This is a genomic window from Actinoplanes sp. NBC_00393 (assembly GCF_036053395.1).
GTDB lineage: Bacteria > Actinomycetota > Actinomycetes > Mycobacteriales > Micromonosporaceae > Actinoplanes.
In genome coordinates, this window is the sequence record NZ_CP107942.1 from 7,509,911 (window position 1) to 7,529,136 (window position 19,226).

Sequence of the window (19,226 nt, forward strand, 5' to 3'; positions counted from 1 at the left end):
GGTAGGAGGGGGGATGGGCGGGGGCTGAGGGCGGCTTTGAAATCTCGAGGTAACAGGGGCATTGCAAGTGGTTGACGGCGCGGCCGAGAAAGTTACACTCCTAGTGTAAATAGTTGACCTTAAGTCTCTGCTGCAGAGGCAATCGGCTCCACACAGGACTTCCACCGGTCCAGCGAGGTGGCTCCATGTCGACAGAATCCCCGCTCAAGGAGCTTGCGCTCCATCACATAACTGTTCGCTTCGGCGGGCTGACTGCTCTTGATGATGTGTCTCTGCGTGTGGCGCCGGGGCGGATCGTCGGGGTGATCGGGCCGAACGGGGCGGGCAAGACGACGCTTTTCAATGTGATCTGCGGTTTTGTTCCGCCTTCGTCCGGGAGTCTGACTCTGGACGGGCAGCCCTGGCGGCCGCGACCGCACCAGCTCAACGGGCTTGGCATCGCCCGGACGTTGCAGGGTGTCGGCCAGTTCGGCGGCATGTCTGTGCTGGAGAACGTGATGGTCGGGACCCGTGGGCGGCGAGCCGAGGCTGAGGCCATGGCTGCGCTGGCGCGATGCGGGGTCGACCGTTATGCGGGGGCCCGACCCGGCGCACTGCCCTATGCGATCCGGAAGCGGATCGAGCTGGCCCGCGCGCTGGTCGCCAAGCCGCGCATCCTGATGCTCGACGAGCCGGCCGGTGGCCTGGATGCCGACGAGATCAGCTGGCTGGCCACCCTGATCAAGGAGACCGGCACCACGGTTCTCCTGGTCGAGCACCACATGGATCTGGTCATGGCGGTGTGCGACGAGATTCTCGTGCTGGATTTCGGTAAGCCGATCGCGCTCGGGACGCCGGACGAGATCAGCAACAACCCCCGGGTCACCGACGCCTACCTGGGCGCGGCGGCCTGACCGCTGCCGGATCTTTCGAGCCCTGGGCCTGAGCAGTCACCCTGCCAGGGCCTGACCCGGCCATCCACCACCGCCTGATCGGCCACCGCATTTCCTGGCCGGACCGGCCGCTCGGCCGCACCCCGGCCGGGCGGTCCGCCGGCAGCAACGCCGTATCCGGAAAAAAGCGTTATATCCAGCTAGACAGATACACACCGGAAGCCGGAGCCGCCCGCGGCGGACCGGCCCACCCGGCATATCCGCGCACCGAAGCGACGCCGAGCCAGAGAGACGCGAAGCAAAGAACGCCGCCGGAACGAAGGGTGGCGCCGGAACGAAGGATGCCGCCGGAACGAAGGGTGGCGCCGGAACGAAGGGCGCCGGAACCGAAGACGCCGGGCAAAGCGCGAACAGCAAAGAGATCCGCGAGCAGCAAGCAGCCAAGAGCCAGAGCAGCAGGCAGCAGGCAGCAGGCAGCAGGCAGCAGGCAGCAGGCAGCAGGCAGCAGGCAGCAGGCAGCGAAGAGTCAACGGCCGCGAACAGCAAAGCGCAAGAGCAGCGAGCAGCGAGCGACCAAGCAAAAGAGCAGAAGAGCAAAGAGCAAAGAGCCCAGCACCGAACGACGGTCCCCGAAGGAGGAACGCCGATGAGCACCCGTACCCCGGCAACGGCCGGTGACCCGGCATGAGCGGCGCACTGCTGGAGGTCGAGGGCCTCACCGCCGGGTACGGCGCGGCGCCCGTCCTGCACGACGTGAACCTCACGGTCCAACCAGGAGAGATCGTCGCGGTGCTCGGCGCGAACGGGGCCGGCAAGACCACGCTGTTGCGCACGCTGTCCGGCCTGGTCAAGGGCAACGGCCGGGTGGTCTTCGACGGCACGGATCTGCGTGGCACCCGGGTCGAGCAGATGGTGCGCCGCGGCATCGGGCACGTGCCGGAGGGCCGGGGTGTGGTGACCGAGCTGACCGTCGACGAGAACTTGCGGCTGGGCGGCCTGTGGCGCAAGGACCGGGCGGCGGCGAAGCAGGCGCTCGACGAGGTGTACGAGTTGTTCCCGCCGCTGGCGCAACGGCGTACCTTCGCCGGCCATCAGCTTTCCGGTGGTGAGCGGCAGATGCTCGCGCTGGGCCGCGCGCTGGTCGGCAATCCGAGGCTGCTGCTGCTCGACGAGCCGTCGCTGGGTCTGGCCCCGAAGGTGACCGGCCAGATCATGGCGCTGCTGCGGGACCTGCGGGAACGCACCGGCTTGGCGGTGCTGCTGGTGGAGCAGAACGTACGCAGTGCGCTCTCCATCGCCGACGAGGGCGTGGTGCTGGCCCTCGGCCAGGTGGTGGCCCGCAACAAGGCCTCGGTGCTCCGCGACGACGCCGATCTCCGCCACGCCTACCTGGGCTTTTAGGAAGAAGCATGAACGAGTTCATCTATCTGACCTTCGACGGGCTGAGCCGCGGCGCGGTGTATTCCGCCTTCGCGCTCGCCCTAGTGCTGATCTGGCGGGCCGCCCGGATCGTCAACTTCTCGCAGGGCGCGATGGCGGTGGCGGCGGTCTACGCGGCGTATTCGGTGACCAGCGCGACCGGCAGTTACTGGCTCGGGTTCGTGGTGGCGATCGCGTTCGGGCTGGTCCTCGGCGTCACGGTCGAGCGGGTGGTGATGCGGTTCGTCGACCATTCGTCGCCGCTGAACGGGGTGGTGGTGGCGCTGGGCCTGGTCCTGGTGATCCAGGGTGTGCTCGGCATCCTCTACGGCAACGAGTTCCGGCCGGTGCAGACGCCGTTCAGCCGGGACGCCTTCGAGGTGGGCGGGGTGGCGCTGCTCTCCCGGTACGACCTGTTCGTCTTCGCCGCGGTCGGTGTGGTGGTCGGCGCTCTGACGCTGCTGTTCACGCGTACCGCGGTGGGGTTGCGGATGCGGGCCGCGGCGTTCGCGCCGGACGTCTCCCGGCTGCTGGGGGTTTCCGTCGGCGGGATGCTGACGCTCGGCTGGGCGCTGGCCGCCGCGGTCGGTTCGCTCGCCGGGATGCTGGTCGTCCCCACCGAGCTGGGCCTGCACCCGACCGCGATGGACGTGGTCTTCATCTCGGCGTTCACGGCCGCGGTGGTGGGTGGCCTGGACAGCCCGATCGGCGCGGTCGTGGGCGGCCTGGTCGTCGGGCTGCTGCTCTCGTACGTCAGCGGATACGTGGAGCCGACGGTCGCCCCGATGGCCGTCCTGCTCCTGCTCGTCGTGGTGCTCCTCGGTAAGCCGGGCGGGCTCTTCTCCAGTTCGAAGGCGAGGGTGGCATGACCGACATGAAGCAGAAGTCGAGCACGGCGCCCGTACCGGATCTGGTTGCGCCGACGAAGGGAAGGCGGCGCCGCGTTCCGGCGCTGTTGGTGATCCTGGCCGGCGCCGCGATCGTGCTCGCGCTGACCTACACGCTGCCGCCGTTCCGCAATTACCAGCTCGCCACGGTCGGCGCCTATCTCTGTGTGACCGCGGGCCTGACCATCCTGACCGGACTCAACGGGCAGCTCTCGCTGGGGCACGGCGCGCTGATGGCGACCGGCGCCTACACACTGGCGCTGGCCCAGAACAAGTGGCTCAACCTGCCGCTCAGTTTCCTGCTGGCGATCGTGGTGACCACCGCGGTGGGCGTGGTGATCGGCCTGGCCGCGGCCCGGCTGCGCGGGCCCTATCTGGCCGGTCTGACACTCGCCGTGGCGATCGTCGTGCCATCGGTGACCAGTACGTTCGACGAGACCTTCAACAGCGATCAGGGCCTGTCGGTGGTGCTCGACCCGCCGCCCGGCACGATCCCGATGGAACGCTGGCAGGCCTGGCTGTGCTGGGCCGGCGCGCTGGTCACGGTGTCGCTGCTGGTTCTTCTGGTACGCGGCCGGTTCGGCCGGGACATGCGGGCGGTGCGGGACGACGAGACCGCGGCCAAGCTCGCCGGGATCAACGTCGCGCGTACCCAGGTGTTGGCCTTCGTGGTCAGCGCCGCCTGCGCCGGGCTGTCCGGCGCCCTGTTCGCCTTCCTCGCGCAGAGCGTCTCCCCCGGCGCGTTCCCGCTGACGCTTTCGCTCTTCCTGGTCATGGCCATCGTGATCGGCGGGCTGGGGAGCCTGGTCGGCTCGTTGCTGGGCGCCCTGCTGCTGGTCGTGCTTCCCACGCTGTCCCAGTCGATCGCCGAACAGACCGGATCGCACCGGCTCGAGGGCAACCTCGCGCTGGTCGTCTTCGGTGTGGTGCTCATCGTCGTCATGCTCGCCGCCCCGGGCGGCATCGCATCAATCCGCTTCAACCGATTTTGGGCTAACACTGTCAGGAGGAACCGATGAAACGTACGGTAGCGACGGCTCTGGCCGTCGTGCTGCTGGCCACCGCCGCGGGTTGCAGCGACGACGGCGGCGGTGGGAGCAGCGGCAGCGCTGACGTCCCGGGTGTGACCGACACCGAGGTGACCGTCGGTACGCACATGCCGCTCACTGGTCCGGCGGCCGCCGGCTACTCGAAGATCTCGCCGGCCACGAAGGCCTACTTCGACTTCGTCAACGCGAACGGCGGCGTTCACGGCCGCAAGATCACTTACAAGGTCAAGGACGACGGTTACAACCCGGCGAACACCCAGACCGTGGTGCGCGAGCTGGTCCTGCAGGACAAGGTCTTCGCGATCCTGAACGGCCTGGGTACGCCCACGCACACCGGCGTGCTCGACTTCCTGAAGACCAACCGGGTGCCCGACCTGTTCGTGGCGAGCGGAAGCCGCAGCTGGAACCAGCCGGACAAGTACCCGGGCACGTTCGGCTTCAACCCGGACTACACGGTCGAGGGCAAGATCCTCGGTACGTACGTGAAGGAGCAGCAGGCCGGGAAGAAGGTCTGTGTCCTCGGGCAGGACGACGACTTCGGCCGCGACTTCCTGGCCGGCGTGGAGAAGGTGGTCGGCCCGGTGGCGGCCAAGCAGACCTACGTGACCAGCAACCCGAACGTCGGGCCGCAGATGGGTGCGCTCAAGGCGGCCGGCTGCCAGGTGGTCATGCTGGCCACGGTGCCCGGTTTCACCGCGCTCTCGATCGGCACGGCTGCGAAGATCGCCTTCAAGCCGCAGTTCGTGGTGAGTAACGTGGGCGCCGACCCGACGACTGTCGGCAAGGCCCTGGGCGCCGCCGCGCCGCTGATGGAAGGCGTGGTGGCGTCGAACTACCTGCCGCTGACCACCGACGAGGCCAACCCGTGGATCCAGCTCTACAAGAAGGTCAACGCGGAGTACAACGGCAACGCCGAGTTCGACAACAACGTCGTCTACGGCATGTCGGTGGCGTACCTGTTCGTGCAGTCGCTGCAGGCGGCGGGCAAGGACCTGACCCGCGACGGGATCATCGCGGCGGTCAAGAAGAACGGCTTCCAGGGCCCCGGCCTGGTCCCGATGCGCTTCTCCGACACCGACCACTCCGGGTACGGCGGAGCCCAGCTCACCAAGGTCGAGGGCGGCAAGGCGGTCTTCTTCGGTACGCCGTACACGACCGACGACAAGGACGCCCCGGTGGCCCCGCACACGGCTCAGGCTGTGACGCCGCCGCAGAACGGCGTACCGGCCGCGTAATATCTGCACTCCCTATGCAACAAAAACGACGAGAGGTTGGGCGATGGCAGACCAGGTAGCAATCGTGACCGGTGCGAGCCGAGGAATCGGCTTCGCCATCGCCCAACGCTTGATAGCTCAGGGCGCCCGGGTCGCCGTCACCGGCCGGGACGCCGACGCGCTCGCGGCCGCGGTGAAGGAGCTCGGCGGCCCCGAGGTGGCGGTCGGGGTGGCCGGCAAAGGTGACGACCCGGCGCACCGGGCCGCGGTGGTCGACACCGTGCGCGAGACGTTCGGGCCGGTCACCACTCTGATCAACAACATCGGGATCAACCCGGCGTACGGGCCGCTGGCCACGCTCGACCTGAACGCGGCCCGCAAGATGGCCGACGTCAACCTGATCGGCACGCTCGGCTGGGTGCAGGAGGCGCTGCGCGGCGGGCTGGCTTCATCGGGCGGCTCGATCGTCAACATCTCGTCGGTCTCCGGGGTCCGGCCGGCGCCCGGGATCGCCTTCTACGGCACCACCAAGGCGGCGCTGATCCACCTCACCGAGGAGCTCGCCATCGAGCTGGCCCCGAAGATCCGGGTCAACGCGGTCGCCCCGGCGGTCGTGAAGACCCGCTTCGCCACCGCGCTCTACGAGGGCCGGGAGGCCGAGGTCGCGGCCACCTACCCGTTGAAGCGACTGGGCGTGCCCGAGGACGTGTCCGCCACGGTCGCGTTCCTCTGCTCGCCCGAGGCGGGCTGGATCACCGGCCAGACCATCGTCATCGACGGCGGCGTCACCCTCACCGGGTCGGTTCAGTGAAGCGGGTCGTGGTCACCGGCGCCGGCGGTGGGATCGGGGCCGCCCTGGCCCGCCGGTTCGCCGCCGACGGCGCCCGGGTCGTGGTCAACGACCTGAACGGGGACGCCGCCCGGACGGTCGCGGACGAGATCGGCGGTCTCGCGGTCCCCGGCGACGCGGCCCGTGAGGAGGACGTCCGGCACCTGATCGACACCGCGTGGGCGGATCTCGGCGGGATCGACCTGTTCTGCTCCAACGCGGGCGTGCTGTCGTCCGGCGACGAGAACACGCCGGACGAGCAGTGGCAGCGCGACTTCGGGGTGAACGTGATGTCGCACGTCTACGTGACCCGGGCGCTGCTGCCGCGCTGGCTGGACACCGGTGAACCGAAGCGGCTGCTGATGACCGTCAGCGCGGCCGGCCTGCTGACCCTGCTGGGCAGCGCGACCTACTCGGTGACGAAGCATGCGGCGCTGGCGTACGCGGAATGGCTGCGTGCCACGTACGCGCACCGGGGTCTGATCGTGCAGGCGTTGTGCCCACAGGGCGTGCGCACCGACATGCTGAACCGTGGAAACGCCGCGGGCAGTGGCAGCGCGGCGTTGCTCGCCGAAGGCGCGCTGCCGCCGGAAGCCGTCGCCGACCTGGCGGCCGACTCGCTGAGCGGGACCGATTTCCTGATCCTCCCGCATGCTGAGGTGGCGGACTACTACCGCTTGCGCGCGACGGATCCGGACCGTTGGCTGGGCGGCATGAACAAACTGCAGCGCGGCTTCGAGAGCGCGAAATGAAAGGGCTGGACCTGGCGAAACTCCAGGCCTTTCTGGACAGTCCGCCGCTGACCGCGACGATGTTCGCCGGGGGCCGGTCGAACCTGACCTATGCGGTCACCGACGGCGTCAACCGCTGGGTGCTGCGGCGGCCGCCGCTCGGGCACGTGCTGCCCACGGCGCACGACATGGTCCGGGAACACCGGGTGCTGGCGGCGCTCTCCGAGGCCGGTTTCCCGGTGCCGAAGCCGGTGTTGCTCTGCACCGAGACCGAAGTCATCGGGGCACCCTTCTATCTGATGGAGCACGTCGACGGGAAGATCTACCGCGAGGCCGCCGAACTCGAGCAGATCGATCTCCACGCGCTGACGCTCACCCTCGTCGACACCCTCGCCGATCTGCACTCGCTGGATCCGGTGGCGATCGGCCTCGGCGACTTCGGACGGCCGGAGGGCTTCAACGAGCGGCAGGTGCGCCGGTGGAAGAAGCAACTCGACGCCTCCCGCAGCCGCGAACTGGCCGGCATCGAGGAGTTGCACGCCCGTCTCGCCGTGGACATTCCGGCCGGCGGGCCGGGTGCGGTGGTGCACGGCGACTTCCGGCTGGACAACGTCCTAATAGGTTCTGATTTAACGGTCAATTCCGTCCTTGACTGGGAGATGTCGACACTGGGCGACCCGCTCAGCGACGTCGCCCTGATGCTCGTCTACGCCGGCCGGCCGCTGCTGTTCCGCGACGGCGAGCCGGTCGCGCCGATCGACCTGCCCGGTCACCCGTCGCTGGACGAGATGGCCGCCCGCTACGCCGAGCGCAGCAAGCGCGACGTCGGTGACCTGCACTGGTACGTGGGATTCGCCGCGTTCAAACTCGCCGTCATCCTCGAGGGCGTGCACTACCGCTACACCAAGGGTCAGACGGTCGGCCCCGGCTTCGACACCATCGGGGCGATGGTCCCGGTCCTGATCGAGCAGGGCCACCGAGCGCTGGAAGGACACTGATGGACTTCGAGTTCGACGCGAAGACCGAGGACTATCGCAAGCGGCTGCTCGCCTTCATGGACGAGCACATCTATCCGGTCGAATCGGAATTCCACACAGACGGCTGGGAGCCGCCCGCCGTGCTCTCCTCTCTCAAGGAGAAGGCCAAGGAAGCCGGCCTGTGGAATCTCTTCCTGCCGGGTGAGCACGGCGCCGGCCTGACCAACCTCCAGTACGCGCCGCTCGCCGAGATCACCGGCCGCAGCCCGGCGGTCGCCCCGCCCGCGCTGAACTGTGCCGCCCCGGACACCGGCAACATGGAGGTGCTCGCCGAGTTCGGCACCCCGGCACAGCAGGAGCAGTGGTTGAAACCGCTGCTGGCGGGCGAGATCCGTTCGGCCTTCGCGATGACCGAGCCGCAGGTCGCCTCCTCCGACGCCACCAACATCGGCACCCGGATCGAGCGCGACGGCGACGACTACGTCATCAACGGGCGCAAGTTCTACATCACCGGCGCGATGAACCCGAACTGCAAGATCTTCATCGTGATGGGCAAGACCGACCCGGACGCCGCGCGGCACGTGCAGCAGAGCCAGATCCTGGTACCGCGGGACACGCCGGGCCTGACGGTCAAGCGCGGCATGACGGTGATGGGCTACACCGACGGCGACCACGGTGGGCACGCCGAGCTGATCTTCGAGAACGTACGCGTACCCGCGTCCAACCTGATCGGCGTCGAGGGCGGCGGCTTCGCCATCTCCCAGGCGCGCCTCGGCCCGGGCCGGATCCACCACTGCATGCGGCTGATTGGCATGGCCGAGCGTGGTCTGGAGCTGATGTGCACCCGGGCGCTGTCCCGGAGCACGTTCGGCAAGACCCTCGCCGAGCAGGGCGTCATCCAGGACTGGATCGCCGAGTCCCGGGTCCGGATCGAGCAGGCCCGCCTGCTGGTGCTCAAGGCCGCCTGGCTGATGGACACCGTCGGCAACAAGGGCGCGCACACCGAGATCCAGGCCATCAAGATCGTGGTGCCGGCGACCGTGGAGTGGATCCTCGACAAGGCGATCCAGACGCACGGCGCGGCCGGGCTCAGCCAGGACACCCCGCTCGCCGGGCTCTGGGCCAGCGCCCGCATGCTGCGGCTCGCCGACGGCCCCGACGAGGTGCACAAACGTTCCCTGGCCCACCGTGAGCTCAAGCGTTACCGGAGTAGTTCGTGACCACACCACCCGTCCGCGTCGACGGTCGCACCGCACGTTCCGAGCGGACCCGCAATGCGATCGTCGACGCCCACCTCCAGCTGATCAAGGAAGGCGACCTGCGGCCCACCGCGGACCGGATCGCCAAGCTGGCGGGGGTCTCACTGCGCGCCCTGTGGAGCCATTTCGCCGACATGGAGGCGCTGATGACTGCGAGCGGTCAGCGCGTCCTCGAGCAGCGGGACGCCTCCTACGAGCCGGTGCCGGCCGACCTGCCGCTGGCGGAGCGGATCCAGGCGTACAGCCGCCAGCGTGCCCGGTTGCTCGAGGAGATCAGCCCCAACGCCCGGGCCTCCGCCCTGAAGGAGCCCTTCTCGGCCGGCCTGCAGCACTACCGGAAGCTGCATTCGAACCGGGTACGCGACGAGCTGCTCACCACCTTCCCGGCCGAGATCGGCAGCGACGACGATCTGCTCAACGCGCTGACCTCGATCAGTCAGTGGCCGACCTGGGCGACCTGGCGGGAGGCGATGGACCTGCCGATCGAGGACGCCGAGGCCGCCCTCAGCCGCACCGTCACCGCGCTGCTGGCCGGGCGTTACGCAGCCGAATCCCACTGAAGCCGGCGGTGCTGGCGATGACCTGCTCCCAGAAGGGCCACAAGTTGTCCAGCACCCGCAGCTGGATGCCGGCGCGGGCGTGGCATTCGAGCAGGTCACCGACCGGTTCCGGGGCGCCCAGCGGCTCGACCGTTTCGGTGGCCACTCGCGCATGGTCGCCGAACGGGCGGAAACGCTCGGCGGGGAGCCGGTAGGCGTACAGGACTGTGGTCCGCATGGCGTCCAGCCAGGCGTACTCGATCGCATGGACCCGCTCCCCGCACCCGGCGCCGATGATCCGCTCGCGATCGTCTGTGGTGGTCTCCGGCCGGACCCAGGCCATCGCCCGCGGGCATTGCCGGGGGAACCAGTAGTCAGGTGCCCGGTCGTGGTCGACGGCCCAGACGTAGGCCTCGGGCTGCTGCGCGGTAGCCGCCACGTGCGGCACGAAGCGCGTGATCGACGGATCTTCGGAGAAGTGCAGCACCTGGCCGTCCGCTGGTCTCATCCCGATGATGGTGCCGCACGGCGCGGGCCAGGTCGGCCTCGCGGGCCCGGATCATCTCCCGCTGGATCTGCCACGGTGTCGTCATGGTTCGACGCTAGGAAGCCGGGCGCCCCGGGAAATCGGTGTCCGTACCCATAAAATGCCGGGCTGCCTGGCCGCGCCGGGCCACGCCGAGCTTGCGCAGGATCGCGGAGACGTGGTGGTGCACGGTCTTCGTCGACAGGAACAGCCGCTGCGCGATCTCCACATTCGACATGCCCTCGCTGACCAGGGCGAGCACCTCGACCTCCCGCCGGGTCAGGTCGGCCGGATGGGCCCGGGTGCGGCGTTGCGGTCCGCGCGGGATGTCCCGCAGGCCGCGGGAACGCAGCCGCCGGGTGACGATCGCGGCCGCCGGCCGGGCGCCGAGCCGCTGGAATTCCGCGAGCGCGGCACGTAAGCCGGCCTCGTGCGGTGCCCCGGCCAGGACCAATGCCGCATCGTACGCACAATCGCGCGCCCGCAACTGCTCCGCCGCCGCCATCTCCCCCGCTCCGGCCGGGCTCTCCCCTGCCAGGTTCAGCAACCGGGTCAGCTCGCCGATCACGGCGGCTGCCTGCCACCGCCGGGCCACCTCGAGGGTGTCCCGCAGTTCGGCCTCCACCGGCCGTCCGGCGAGCCAGGCCGCTCCCGCCCGGGCGGCCGCTACCGGCGCCAGATACTGCAGCTCGGTCTGCCCCTCAGCCAGTGCCCGCGCCTCGTCCAGGAGTACCCACGGATCCTCGTCACCGCGCCGGGCCGCGACCAGCCCGGCCACGGTCAGCGCCAGGATCCGCAGCAGCGGCGCCGGCCCGGCGGCACGCAGCAGCGACCGGGCGTCCCCGGCCGCGGCCTCCCACCGGCCGGTGTCCAGCAGGTACCTCGCCCGGTACGCCACCAGGTAGCTGCTCCAGGCCTCCAGCCCGAGCTCCTCGCACGCGGCCAGGCCGTGGTCCAACCAGGACACCAGGTGGTACGCGCGGGTGCGGGTCATCGCCCAGCCGACATGCAGGTACGCCCGGCCGACGTGCTCGTCCAGCCCCTCCTGCTCAGCCAGGGCGAGACTGCGCTCCAGTTTCCGGATGCCGTCCGGCTCGCCGGTGAGCAGTTGCATGGTGCCGATGTTGTTGAGGCTGTGCACGACGATCTCCGGCACGTCGTGCTCCGCGGCCAGGCGCAGGGCTCGTTCGCCGTAGGTCATCGTGCCCGCGTAGTCCTCCAGGTTGAGCCAGGTCGCGGACTGGTTGCTGCACGCCACCGCCAGCTCCGGGCCCGGTGGAAGGCTGTCGAGCAGCTCCATCGCGGTGTCCCCGGCCCGCGCCGACTCCGCGGCGAGACCGGCGCACCACAGCCGCCGGGCCAGCGCGACGAGCGCTGCGCCCGCGCCGAGCCGGTCACCGGTCTGCTGCCGGAGCCGGATGGCCGCGCGCAGGGTGGCGATCGACTCGTCGGTCTGCTCGGTCAGGTAGCACTCGTGCGAGCGGCGTTCCAGCAGCGTGGCGCGTTCGGCCGGGGGCAGCGTGCCGGCGAAGCGGAGGGCTCGCGCGTACTGTGCGGCAGCCTCCCGGTGTGCGCCGCGGGCGGCGGCCTGCTCGGCCGCGATCGGCGCCCAGATCCGGACGGTCGCGGCATCGCCGGCGGCCTCCGCGTGATGCGCCACCCGGCTCGGGTCGGCCGTGTCCGGCTCGTCCAGCAGAGCCCGCAGCACGGCCCGGTTGAGCTCCAGCCGCCGGTGCGGGGTGAGTGACTCCTCGACGGTGATCCGGGCCAGCTCGTGCCGGAACGCCACGCCGCCCGGCACGCCCTCCAGCATTCCGGCGCCCAGCGCCGCGTCCAGGCCGGGGACGGCCCGCAGCTCCATGAAGGACGGGGCCACCGACACCGCCTCCAGCAGGGCCACCGCCTCCGGGTCCAGCTGGACGATCCGGGACAGGACCGCGTCCCGTACGGTCAACGGCACCTGCTCGCCCGCGCCGGCCAGGACCTCCGTGACGAAGAACGGGTTTCCCCCGGTGACCCGGTGCAGCGCGGCGCCGTCCCCTCCGGCCAGCACGCCCACCGCCTCCCGGGACAGCGGCTCGACGCGGAGCCGCTGCACCGACTCGCCGCGCAGCTCGCCGAGCGTCCGGCGCAGCGGGTGACCGCGGTCCAGCTCGTCACTGCGGTAACTGGCGACGACCAGCGCCGGAATGCCCTCGATCCGGCGCCCCAGCAGGCTGAGCACGTCCAATGTGGCCTCGTCGGCCCAGTGCAGATCCTCCAGGACGAGAATCAGGCCAGGACGCGCCCGAGCGTCCCGGGTGATCGCCGCGGCCACCTCATGCGGCCTCGTCCCCGTCACGATCTCCTGGAACGGCCCGAGCGGGCGCGGCGCGAAGAGCGGATCGCAGGCACCCCAGAGGAACTCCGCATCGCTCTCCGCGCGGAACCGCCGCAGCAGTGCGGTCTTGCCACCGCCGGCCTCGCCGCCGAGCAGCACCAGGGCTCCGCCCGGCCCGGTTCGCACGCTGTCCGCGGCGGCGTGCAGCGCATGCAGTTGCTCCGAGCGTTCGAGCAGCACCCCCGAACCATGACAGCCGGCACCCGTCCGGCTCCATCACCTATCCGACTTGCTTCTGCTTCAGAACAGCGCCATCTGGCCGGGCGTCGGGTCGCGGCGTGCGGTGAGCCCGCTGCGGAACACCCACGGGCGTGCCTCCGGCGCCGGGTCCACCCCGGCCGGCGGCTCGGCGCCGCCGACGAGCGCCCACAGGGACGGGCCGAAATTGATGGCCCGGGCCCGCAGCGCCTTGCGGATGGTCAGATAGTCGAGCGGCAGCCGGGCCTGCTCCAGCGGCGGCACCGGCAGGTCGTCGCGCATCCGCATCAGCCGCCGGTTGCGCTCGACCGCCTCGCGGGCCGCGGTCCGGGTCAGCTCTTCAGCAGCCTGGGCACCCACCACTTCGCGTACGGCGTGCAGGTCACCGTCGTCGATGGCCTTCCAGGCGGCCTCGACCGTGCCGAACGAGGCGAGCAGCCGGGCGGCCCGGGTCGAGCCGAAGCGGCGTACGCCGTGCAGGTTGTCCGACGGGTCACCGCGCAGAGCGGCGAAGTCGCGATACTGCCAGGGCTGGACGCCGTAGAGAGCGGACAGCCCGTCCCCGTCGACGAGCACCGCCTCGTCCATGCCGCCGTTGCGCACCCGCAGCACCGAGGTCGTCTCGTCGATCAGGGCGAACGCGTCCCGGTCGCTGGTCATCAGCACCGACCGCCAGCCCTTGCCGCGGGCGTGCGCGGCACAGCTGGCCAGCACGTCGTCCGCCTCGTACGCCGGCGGCACGACCGTGCACACCCCGGCGGCCCGCAGCAGGCCCGGCGCACCGGCGATCTGCTCGGTCAGGTCGGCCGGCTTGTCCGGCCGGTGCGCCTTGTAATCGGGGTACTCCTGGCGGCGGGCCGACTGCTCCGGGCAGTCGAACGCGACGACCAGCCCGTCCGGCCGCAGGTGCGCGGCGGCCCGGGCCACGAAGCCCACCAGGCCGCGCAGCGCCCACACCGGCCGCCCGTCGTCGTCGATGAACCCCTCGCCCGCGGCCGCATGGTAGGCGCGGTGCAGCAGACTGTTGCCGTCCAGGACAAGCAGCAGCGGCAGGCGAGACGACACCCGACGAGTGTGTCCCGCCGACCCCGGCAACCGCCAGTCCACGATCCGCTAGAGGTTCACCACCGAGCGGGCTCCCTCGCCTCGGCTCATGCGGTCGAAGGCGGCCGGGACGTCGGCCAGGCGGATGCGGTCGGTGATCAGGTGGTCGAGGGTCAGTCTGCCGTCCAGGACGTCGCGGGCCAGGGCCGGGACCTCCAGGTCGGTGTCGGCCTGCCCGTACACCGAGGCCCGCAGGATGCGCGCCGAGCTGAAGATCTCCAGCGCGCTCAGCTGGACCATGTCGTCGGCCGCGCCCATGCCGACCACGGTGACCTGGCCGCCGGAGCGGGTGGCGCGCCAGGCCGCGCGGATCGTCGAGGCCCGGCCGACGCACTCGATGGCGTGGTCGACGCCGAGCTTGCCGGTCCGCCCGCGGATGTCCTTCGACAGGTTCTCCGAGGAGACCACGAAGTCGGTGGCGCCGGCCGCCTCGGCGAGTTCCTTCTTCGCCTCGGTGACGTCCACCGCGATCACCTGCGCCGCGCCGGCTGCGCGGGCCGCGGAGACCACCGACAGGCCGACCCCGCCCAGGCCGATGACCAGGACCGATTCGCCGGGCTGCACCCGGGCGGTGTTGCGCACAGCGCCGGTTCCGGTGAGCACCGCGCAGCCGAGCAGCGCAGCAAGATCAAAATCAAGCTCCGACGGTACGCGGATGACGGCGTTCTCCGGCACCACGACCTGTTCGGCCAGCGCGCCGACGCCGAGTGTCACGTGCACGGGGGCGCCGTCCAGGGTGATCCCGTTCTCCAGGGCGGCAACCCCGTGTGAGGTGCTGCACAGCCACGGTTCGCCGTGCTCGCAGAACCAGCAGTTGCGGCAGGCCGGCTGCCAGTTCAGCACCACCCGGTCACCGACCGCGGCCCGGGTCACGTGGTCGCCGGTCTCGACCACCTCGCCGGACGCCTCGTGCCCGAGGATCAGCGGGTGCGGCGGCCGCAGCGTGCCGTTGATCATGGAGAGGTCGGAGTGGCACACCCCGGCCGCGCGGATGCGTACCCGCACCTGGCCCGGCCCGATCTCGGGCAGCCGCAGCTCGACGATTTCGGCCGGCGTGCCCTCGGCACGAACCACCAGCCCGGACATGTAACGGCTCATCGCTGGATCGCCTTCACCTGCTGGAATTCCGCCAGGCCGTACGCGCCCAGCTCCCGGCCGATGCCGGACTGCTTGTAACCACCGAACGGCGCGAACGGGTTGAACGCGCCACCGTTGACGTCGACCGCACCGGTGCGGATCCGCCGGGCCACCGCCACGGCCCGCTCGTCCGGACCCCAGACCGCGCCGGCCAGCCCGTACTTCGAGTCGTTCGCGATCGCCACCGCCTCGTCGTCGTCACCGAACGGGATGATCGACAGGACCGGGCCGAAGACCTCCTCCTGCGCGAGCTCGCTGCTCGGGTCCACATCGGCGAAGACGGTCGGCGCGACGAAATAGCCGGTGGACGGCACCGGGGCGTCCAGCCCGCCGGAGACCAGCCGGGCCGACGCCCGCTCGATGAAGCCGCGGACCCGCTCGCGCTGCCCGGCCGAGACCAGCGGCCCGAGCCGGGTCGCGGCGTCGAACGGGTCGCCCAGCGGGTATCCGGCCGCGGTCTTGGCGGCCAGCTCCACCGCCTCGTCGTAGTGGCTGCGGTGCACCAGCATCCGGGTCCACGCGGTGCAGGTCTGCCCGGAGTTGAGGAACGCGTTGCCGACGCCGACCTTCACCGCCTTGACCAGGTCGGCGTCCTGGAGGATCACGTTGGCCGACTTGCCGCCGAGCTCCAGCGACACCCGGGCGATCCGGTCCGCGGCGGCGTGCGAGATCGCCCGGCCGGTCGCGGTGGAGCCGGTGAACGACACCATGTCGATGTCCGGGTGGGCGGCGATCGCCGCGCCGACCTCCGGCCCGGTGCCCGTCACCACGTTGAGCACGCCGGGCGGCAGGCCGGAGTCCTTGGCCGCGTCAGCCAGCAGGTACGCCACCAGCGGCGTCAGTTCACTCGGCTTGAGAACCACGGTGCACCCGGCGGCCAGGGCCGCGCCGACCTTCGCCACCACCTGGTGCAGCGGGTAGTTCCACGGGGTGATCGCGCCGACCACGCCGACCGGCTCGTGGACCACCAGCGAGTTGCCGATCGTCTCTTCCGGCGCGGGGCGGGCGGCCAGTTCCGCGTACCCCGCGAGGACCGTCAGCGGAAGGCCCGCCTGGACCGCCTTGGCGATCTTGAGCGGCGTGCCCAGCTCGAGGCCCACCGTGCGGGCGATCTCGTCGGCGCGCGCGGCCAGCGCAGCGTGCAGCCGGCCGAGGGCTGCACCACGCTCGGCGGGCGGCGTCGCAGCCCAGCCCTCGAAGGCCTGGCGCGCCGCGGAGACGGCCAGATTGACGTCCTCGGCGGTGCCGGCCGGCACGTGGCCGAAGACCTCCTCGGTGTACGGGTTCTCCACCGGAATCCGCTCGCTCGAATCCGGCGGCACCCACGCGCCTCCGATGTAGAGCTCGTCACGGAATACCGACGTCATCGGCGTACCCCCTGGTCATAGCGGTCGGACAGGCCGGTGATCAACAGATCCAGCCCGAGTTCGAAGGCGCCCTCGTCGACGGCGTCGCGGTGTGCGGCGAGTTCGTGGGCGCGGTGCAGGTGCGGATAACGGTCGTCGTACAGCTCCGGGTCGGCCTCGAAGCCGAGCGCGAAGGAACCCAGCGCCGAACCGGTGATCAGGTAGCGCATCAGCGCGCCGATGTGGGTGGCCCGGGCCCGCGACCAGCCGGCGTCGAGCAGCGCGCCGTAGACGGCCTCGGCCATGGCCAGCCCGGCCGGCCGGCGGCCCGGGCCGGTGGCCAGCACCGGAACGATGTTCGGGTGGGCGGCGAGCACCGCGTGGTACGACTTCGCCCAGAGCCGCAGTCCCTCACGCCAGTCGCAGTCGGTGAAGCCGGAGATGTCGACCTCGGCCACCACGGCCTCGGCCACCGCGTCGACGATCTCCGCCTTGGTCGCGAAGTGGTTGTACAGCGAGGGGCCCTGCACGCCCAGCTCGGTGGCGAGCCGCCGCATGGAGAGCGCGTCGAGCCCTTCGGCGTCGATCAGCGCACCGGCAGCCTCGACGATCCGCTCACGGGTGAGCAGCGCCTGCCGGGGCCGGGCCATGGGGACTCCTCAGGAATTCGCACTGGACGCGCAAAAACTTACGCCGCTAGTTTAAGCACAGCTGCGATGTACATCACTCCCCCGAGCTTACGAAGGAGGCTCCGCATGACGACGCTGTCTCTGGCTACCGTCCTCGCCGAGGCCGCGCGCCGATACCCGGAGAAGGTGGCGGTCATCGACGCCGGTGGCGCCCGCATCACCTATTCGGAGTTGTGGGAGCAGACCCGCTCCTACGCGGCCGGCCTCCGCGAGCTCGGCATCAAGCCGGGCGACACGATCGGCGTGATGATCCCGAACGTGGCCGACTTCCCACGGGTCTACTTCGCGGCGCTGGCCGTCGGCGCCCGCGTGGTGCCGGTGTCGCTCCTGCTCAACGCGGAGGAGGTGGGTTACGTGCTGCGCGACAGCGGCGCGAACCTGCTGGTCACCCACTCCGCGATGCTCCAGGTCGGCGCGGGCGCGGCGCACGCGACCGGCACCCGGCTGGTCAACGTCGGCCCGCTGCCGGCCGATCTGCCCAACCCGCCCACCCGGCTCGAGGAGGTCGCCGCCGGGGTCGAGGCGATCCGGACGTACGTGACCCGCGAGGCCGAGGACGTCGCGGTGATCCTCTACACGAGCGGGACGACCGGCCAGCCCAAGGGCGCCATGCTCACCCACCTCAACCTGGTGATGAACGCCGCGGTGAACGTGTTCGACGTGCACCCGCTCACCGGCGACGACGTGGTGCTCGGCTGCCTGCCGCTGTTCCACACTTTCGGGCAGACGGTCGGCATGAACGCCACCTTCCGCCTGGGCGGCACGCTGGTGCTGCTCCCCCGGTTCTCCGGCGAGGCGGCGATCGAGCTGATGCTCAAGGAGAAGGTGACCATCTTCCACGGCGTGCCGACGATGTACATCGGGCTGCTGGAGGCCGCGGCGAAGGCCGAGCAGTTGCCGCAGCTCAAGCTCTGCGTCTCCGGCGGGGCGTCGCTGCCGGTCGCGGTGCTGGAGAAGTTCGCCGCCGCGTTCGGCTCGACCATCTGGGAGGGGTACGGGTTGTCCGAGACCTCACCGACCGCCACCACGAACCAGCCGTCCTTCGGCGCCAAGCCGGGCACGGTCGGGCACCCGATCTGGGGTGTCGAGGTGGAGATCGCCCGGGCCGAGGTGCCGGAGAGCATCGAGTTCGTGCCGGACGGCGAGCTCGGCGAGATCGTGATCCGCGGGCACAACGTCTTCGCCGGCTACCTGAACCGGCCGGAGGCGACGGCGGAAGCCCTGGTGGAGGGCTGGTTCCGCACCGGCGACCTGGGCGTGCGCGACGCCGAGGGGTTCATCAGCATCGTCGACCGCACCAAGGACCTGATCATCCGGGGCGGCTTCAACGTCTACCCGCGTGAGGTGGAGGAGGTCATCGCCCGGCACCCCGCGGTGCAGCAGGTCGCGGTGATCGGCGTGGCCGACGAGGTGCAGGGTGAGGAGGTCTGCGCAGTGGTGGTCCTCGACGACAAGGGGCTCACCGAGGACGAGCTCATCGAGTGGTCGAAGGAGCGCCTGGGCAAGCACAAGTACCCGCGCCAGGTGCGGTTCGCCGAGTCGCTGCCGCTCGGGCCGAGCATGAAGGTCCTCAAGCGGGAGCTGCGCAAGCAGTACTCAGGTCAGTAGAGCCGGGAGTTCCGCGACGATCGGTTTGTCGGCCGGCAGCCAGGTGACGCTGCCCAGCTGGTCCACGGTCAGCCAGCGCATGGAGACATGCTCCAGCGCGGTCGGGACGTCGCCGTCGAGCAGGGTGACGGCGTAGACCCGGAGCACGGCGCGACCGTGGGCCAGCGGCACGTCCGGGCCGACCCGGTCACCGACCTTCACCCGCACACCCAGCTCCTCGACGCACTCGCGGGCCAGCGCCTGCTCCTCGGTCTCACCGGGCTCGACCTTGCCGCCGGGGAACTCCCACTTGCCGGCCGCCTCCGGCGGTGCGCTGCGCTGACAGGCGAGCACCCGCCCAGCGGTGATGATCACAGCCGCGACAATCACCCTGGGTGACGACGTGGGCCTGACGTACTGTTCCGACGGCATGGTTTCAAAGATCCCACAAAAGTTCACCGATCAGGTTGCCCGTTGCTGCCC

18 protein-coding genes are annotated in these 19,226 nt (G+C 70.5%); 11 read left to right on the forward strand and 7 right to left on the reverse strand.

The window, feature by feature from the left end:
• The first annotated feature begins 185 nt into the window (after positions 1–185).
• From OHA21_RS34665 to OHA21_RS34710, 10 genes are all read left to right on the forward strand, one after another.
• Positions 186–893 carry an ABC transporter ATP-binding protein gene (locus tag OHA21_RS34665; RefSeq protein ID WP_328462238.1) on the forward strand — a complete coding sequence of 236 codons (708 nt, stop codon included), beginning with the start codon at positions 186–188 and terminating at the stop codon, positions 891–893.
• A gap of 663 nt (positions 894–1,556) precedes the next feature.
• Positions 1,557–2,273, forward strand: coding sequence for an ABC transporter ATP-binding protein (locus OHA21_RS34670; protein WP_328462240.1), 717 nt, complete (start codon positions 1,557–1,559; stop codon positions 2,271–2,273).
• 8 nt (positions 2,274–2,281) lie between these two features.
• Positions 2,282–3,160, forward strand: a complete 879-nt coding sequence (locus OHA21_RS34675) for a branched-chain amino acid ABC transporter permease (protein ID WP_328462242.1) — start codon at positions 2,282–2,284, stop codon at positions 3,158–3,160.
• Positions 3,157–4,197, forward strand: coding sequence for a branched-chain amino acid ABC transporter permease (locus OHA21_RS34680; RefSeq protein WP_328462244.1), 1,041 nt, complete (start codon positions 3,157–3,159; stop codon positions 4,195–4,197). Before OHA21_RS34675 ends, OHA21_RS34680 begins: the two co-directional genes overlap by 4 nt.
• The gene (locus tag OHA21_RS34685; protein WP_328462246.1) at positions 4,194–5,462 is read left to right on the forward strand and encodes an ABC transporter substrate-binding protein; all 1,269 of its coding nucleotides are present in this window, start codon (positions 4,194–4,196) and stop codon (positions 5,460–5,462) included. Before OHA21_RS34680 ends, OHA21_RS34685 begins: the two co-directional genes overlap by 4 nt.
• Positions 5,463–5,505: 43 nt before the next feature.
• Positions 5,506–6,252, forward strand: coding sequence for an SDR family oxidoreductase (locus tag OHA21_RS34690; RefSeq protein WP_328462248.1), 747 nt, complete (start codon positions 5,506–5,508; stop codon positions 6,250–6,252).
• Positions 6,249–7,022, forward strand: coding sequence for an SDR family oxidoreductase (locus tag OHA21_RS34695; RefSeq protein WP_328462250.1), 774 nt, complete (start codon positions 6,249–6,251; stop codon positions 7,020–7,022). Before OHA21_RS34690 ends, OHA21_RS34695 begins: the two co-directional genes overlap by 4 nt.
• Positions 7,019–7,999: a phosphotransferase family protein gene (locus tag OHA21_RS34700; RefSeq protein WP_328462252.1), complete on the forward strand. Its 981-nt coding sequence runs from the start codon at positions 7,019–7,021 to the stop codon at positions 7,997–7,999. The genes OHA21_RS34695 and OHA21_RS34700 overlap by 4 nt, the downstream gene beginning before the upstream one ends.
• Positions 7,999–9,198: an acyl-CoA dehydrogenase family protein gene (locus OHA21_RS34705; protein WP_328462254.1), complete on the forward strand. Its 1,200-nt coding sequence runs from the start codon at positions 7,999–8,001 to the stop codon at positions 9,196–9,198. Before OHA21_RS34700 ends, OHA21_RS34705 begins: the two co-directional genes overlap by 1 nt.
• Positions 9,195–9,797 carry a TetR/AcrR family transcriptional regulator gene (locus OHA21_RS34710; RefSeq protein WP_328462256.1) on the forward strand — a complete coding sequence of 201 codons (603 nt, stop codon included), beginning with the start codon at positions 9,195–9,197 and terminating at the stop codon, positions 9,795–9,797. Before OHA21_RS34705 ends, OHA21_RS34710 begins: the two co-directional genes overlap by 4 nt.
• Here the strand turns inward: OHA21_RS34710 and OHA21_RS34715 are convergent.
• From OHA21_RS34715 to OHA21_RS34740, 6 genes are all read right to left on the reverse strand, one after another.
• Positions 9,754–10,284, reverse strand: a complete 531-nt coding sequence (locus tag OHA21_RS34715) for a DUF6886 family protein (protein WP_328462258.1) — start codon at positions 10,282–10,284, stop codon at positions 9,754–9,756. The two genes, OHA21_RS34710 and OHA21_RS34715, sit on opposite strands and share 44 nt — an antisense overlap.
• A gap of 94 nt (positions 10,285–10,378) precedes the next feature.
• A complete protein-coding gene (locus OHA21_RS34720) occupies positions 10,379–12,862 on the reverse strand; it encodes an ATP-binding protein (RefSeq protein ID WP_328462260.1) in 2,484 nt (827 codons plus the stop codon).
• Between the two features lie 60 nt (positions 12,863–12,922).
• A complete protein-coding gene (locus OHA21_RS34725; RefSeq protein WP_328462262.1) occupies positions 12,923–13,945 on the reverse strand; it encodes a 5'-3' exonuclease in 1,023 nt (340 codons plus the stop codon).
• A 48-nt stretch (positions 13,946–13,993) separates the two neighbouring features.
• Positions 13,994–15,082: an alcohol dehydrogenase catalytic domain-containing protein gene (locus tag OHA21_RS34730; RefSeq protein WP_328462264.1), complete on the reverse strand. Its 1,089-nt coding sequence runs from the start codon at positions 15,080–15,082 to the stop codon at positions 13,994–13,996.
• The gene (locus OHA21_RS34735; protein WP_328462266.1) at positions 15,079–16,488 is read right to left on the reverse strand and encodes an aldehyde dehydrogenase family protein; all 1,410 of its coding nucleotides are present in this window, start codon (positions 16,486–16,488) and stop codon (positions 15,079–15,081) included. The genes OHA21_RS34730 and OHA21_RS34735 overlap by 4 nt, the downstream gene beginning before the upstream one ends.
• Positions 16,485–17,117 (reverse strand): TetR/AcrR family transcriptional regulator, encoded by a 633-nt coding sequence (locus tag OHA21_RS34740; protein WP_328462268.1) that lies wholly within the window; start codon positions 17,115–17,117, stop codon positions 16,485–16,487. The genes OHA21_RS34735 and OHA21_RS34740 overlap by 4 nt, the downstream gene beginning before the upstream one ends.
• Before the next feature lie 105 nt (positions 17,118–17,222).
• On the opposite strand from OHA21_RS34740, the gene OHA21_RS34745 reads away from it, so the two are divergent.
• On the forward strand, positions 17,223–18,764 hold the full coding sequence (locus OHA21_RS34745; RefSeq protein WP_328462270.1) for a long-chain-fatty-acid--CoA ligase: 1,542 nt from the start codon (positions 17,223–17,225) through the stop codon (positions 18,762–18,764).
• On the opposite strand, the gene OHA21_RS34750 is transcribed toward OHA21_RS34745, so the two are convergent.
• Positions 18,753–19,175 carry a (deoxy)nucleoside triphosphate pyrophosphohydrolase gene (locus OHA21_RS34750; protein WP_328462272.1) on the reverse strand — a complete coding sequence of 141 codons (423 nt, stop codon included), beginning with the start codon at positions 19,173–19,175 and terminating at the stop codon, positions 18,753–18,755. The genes OHA21_RS34745 and OHA21_RS34750 overlap by 12 nt on opposite strands.
• Between the last annotated feature and the right edge of the window lie 51 nt (positions 19,176–19,226).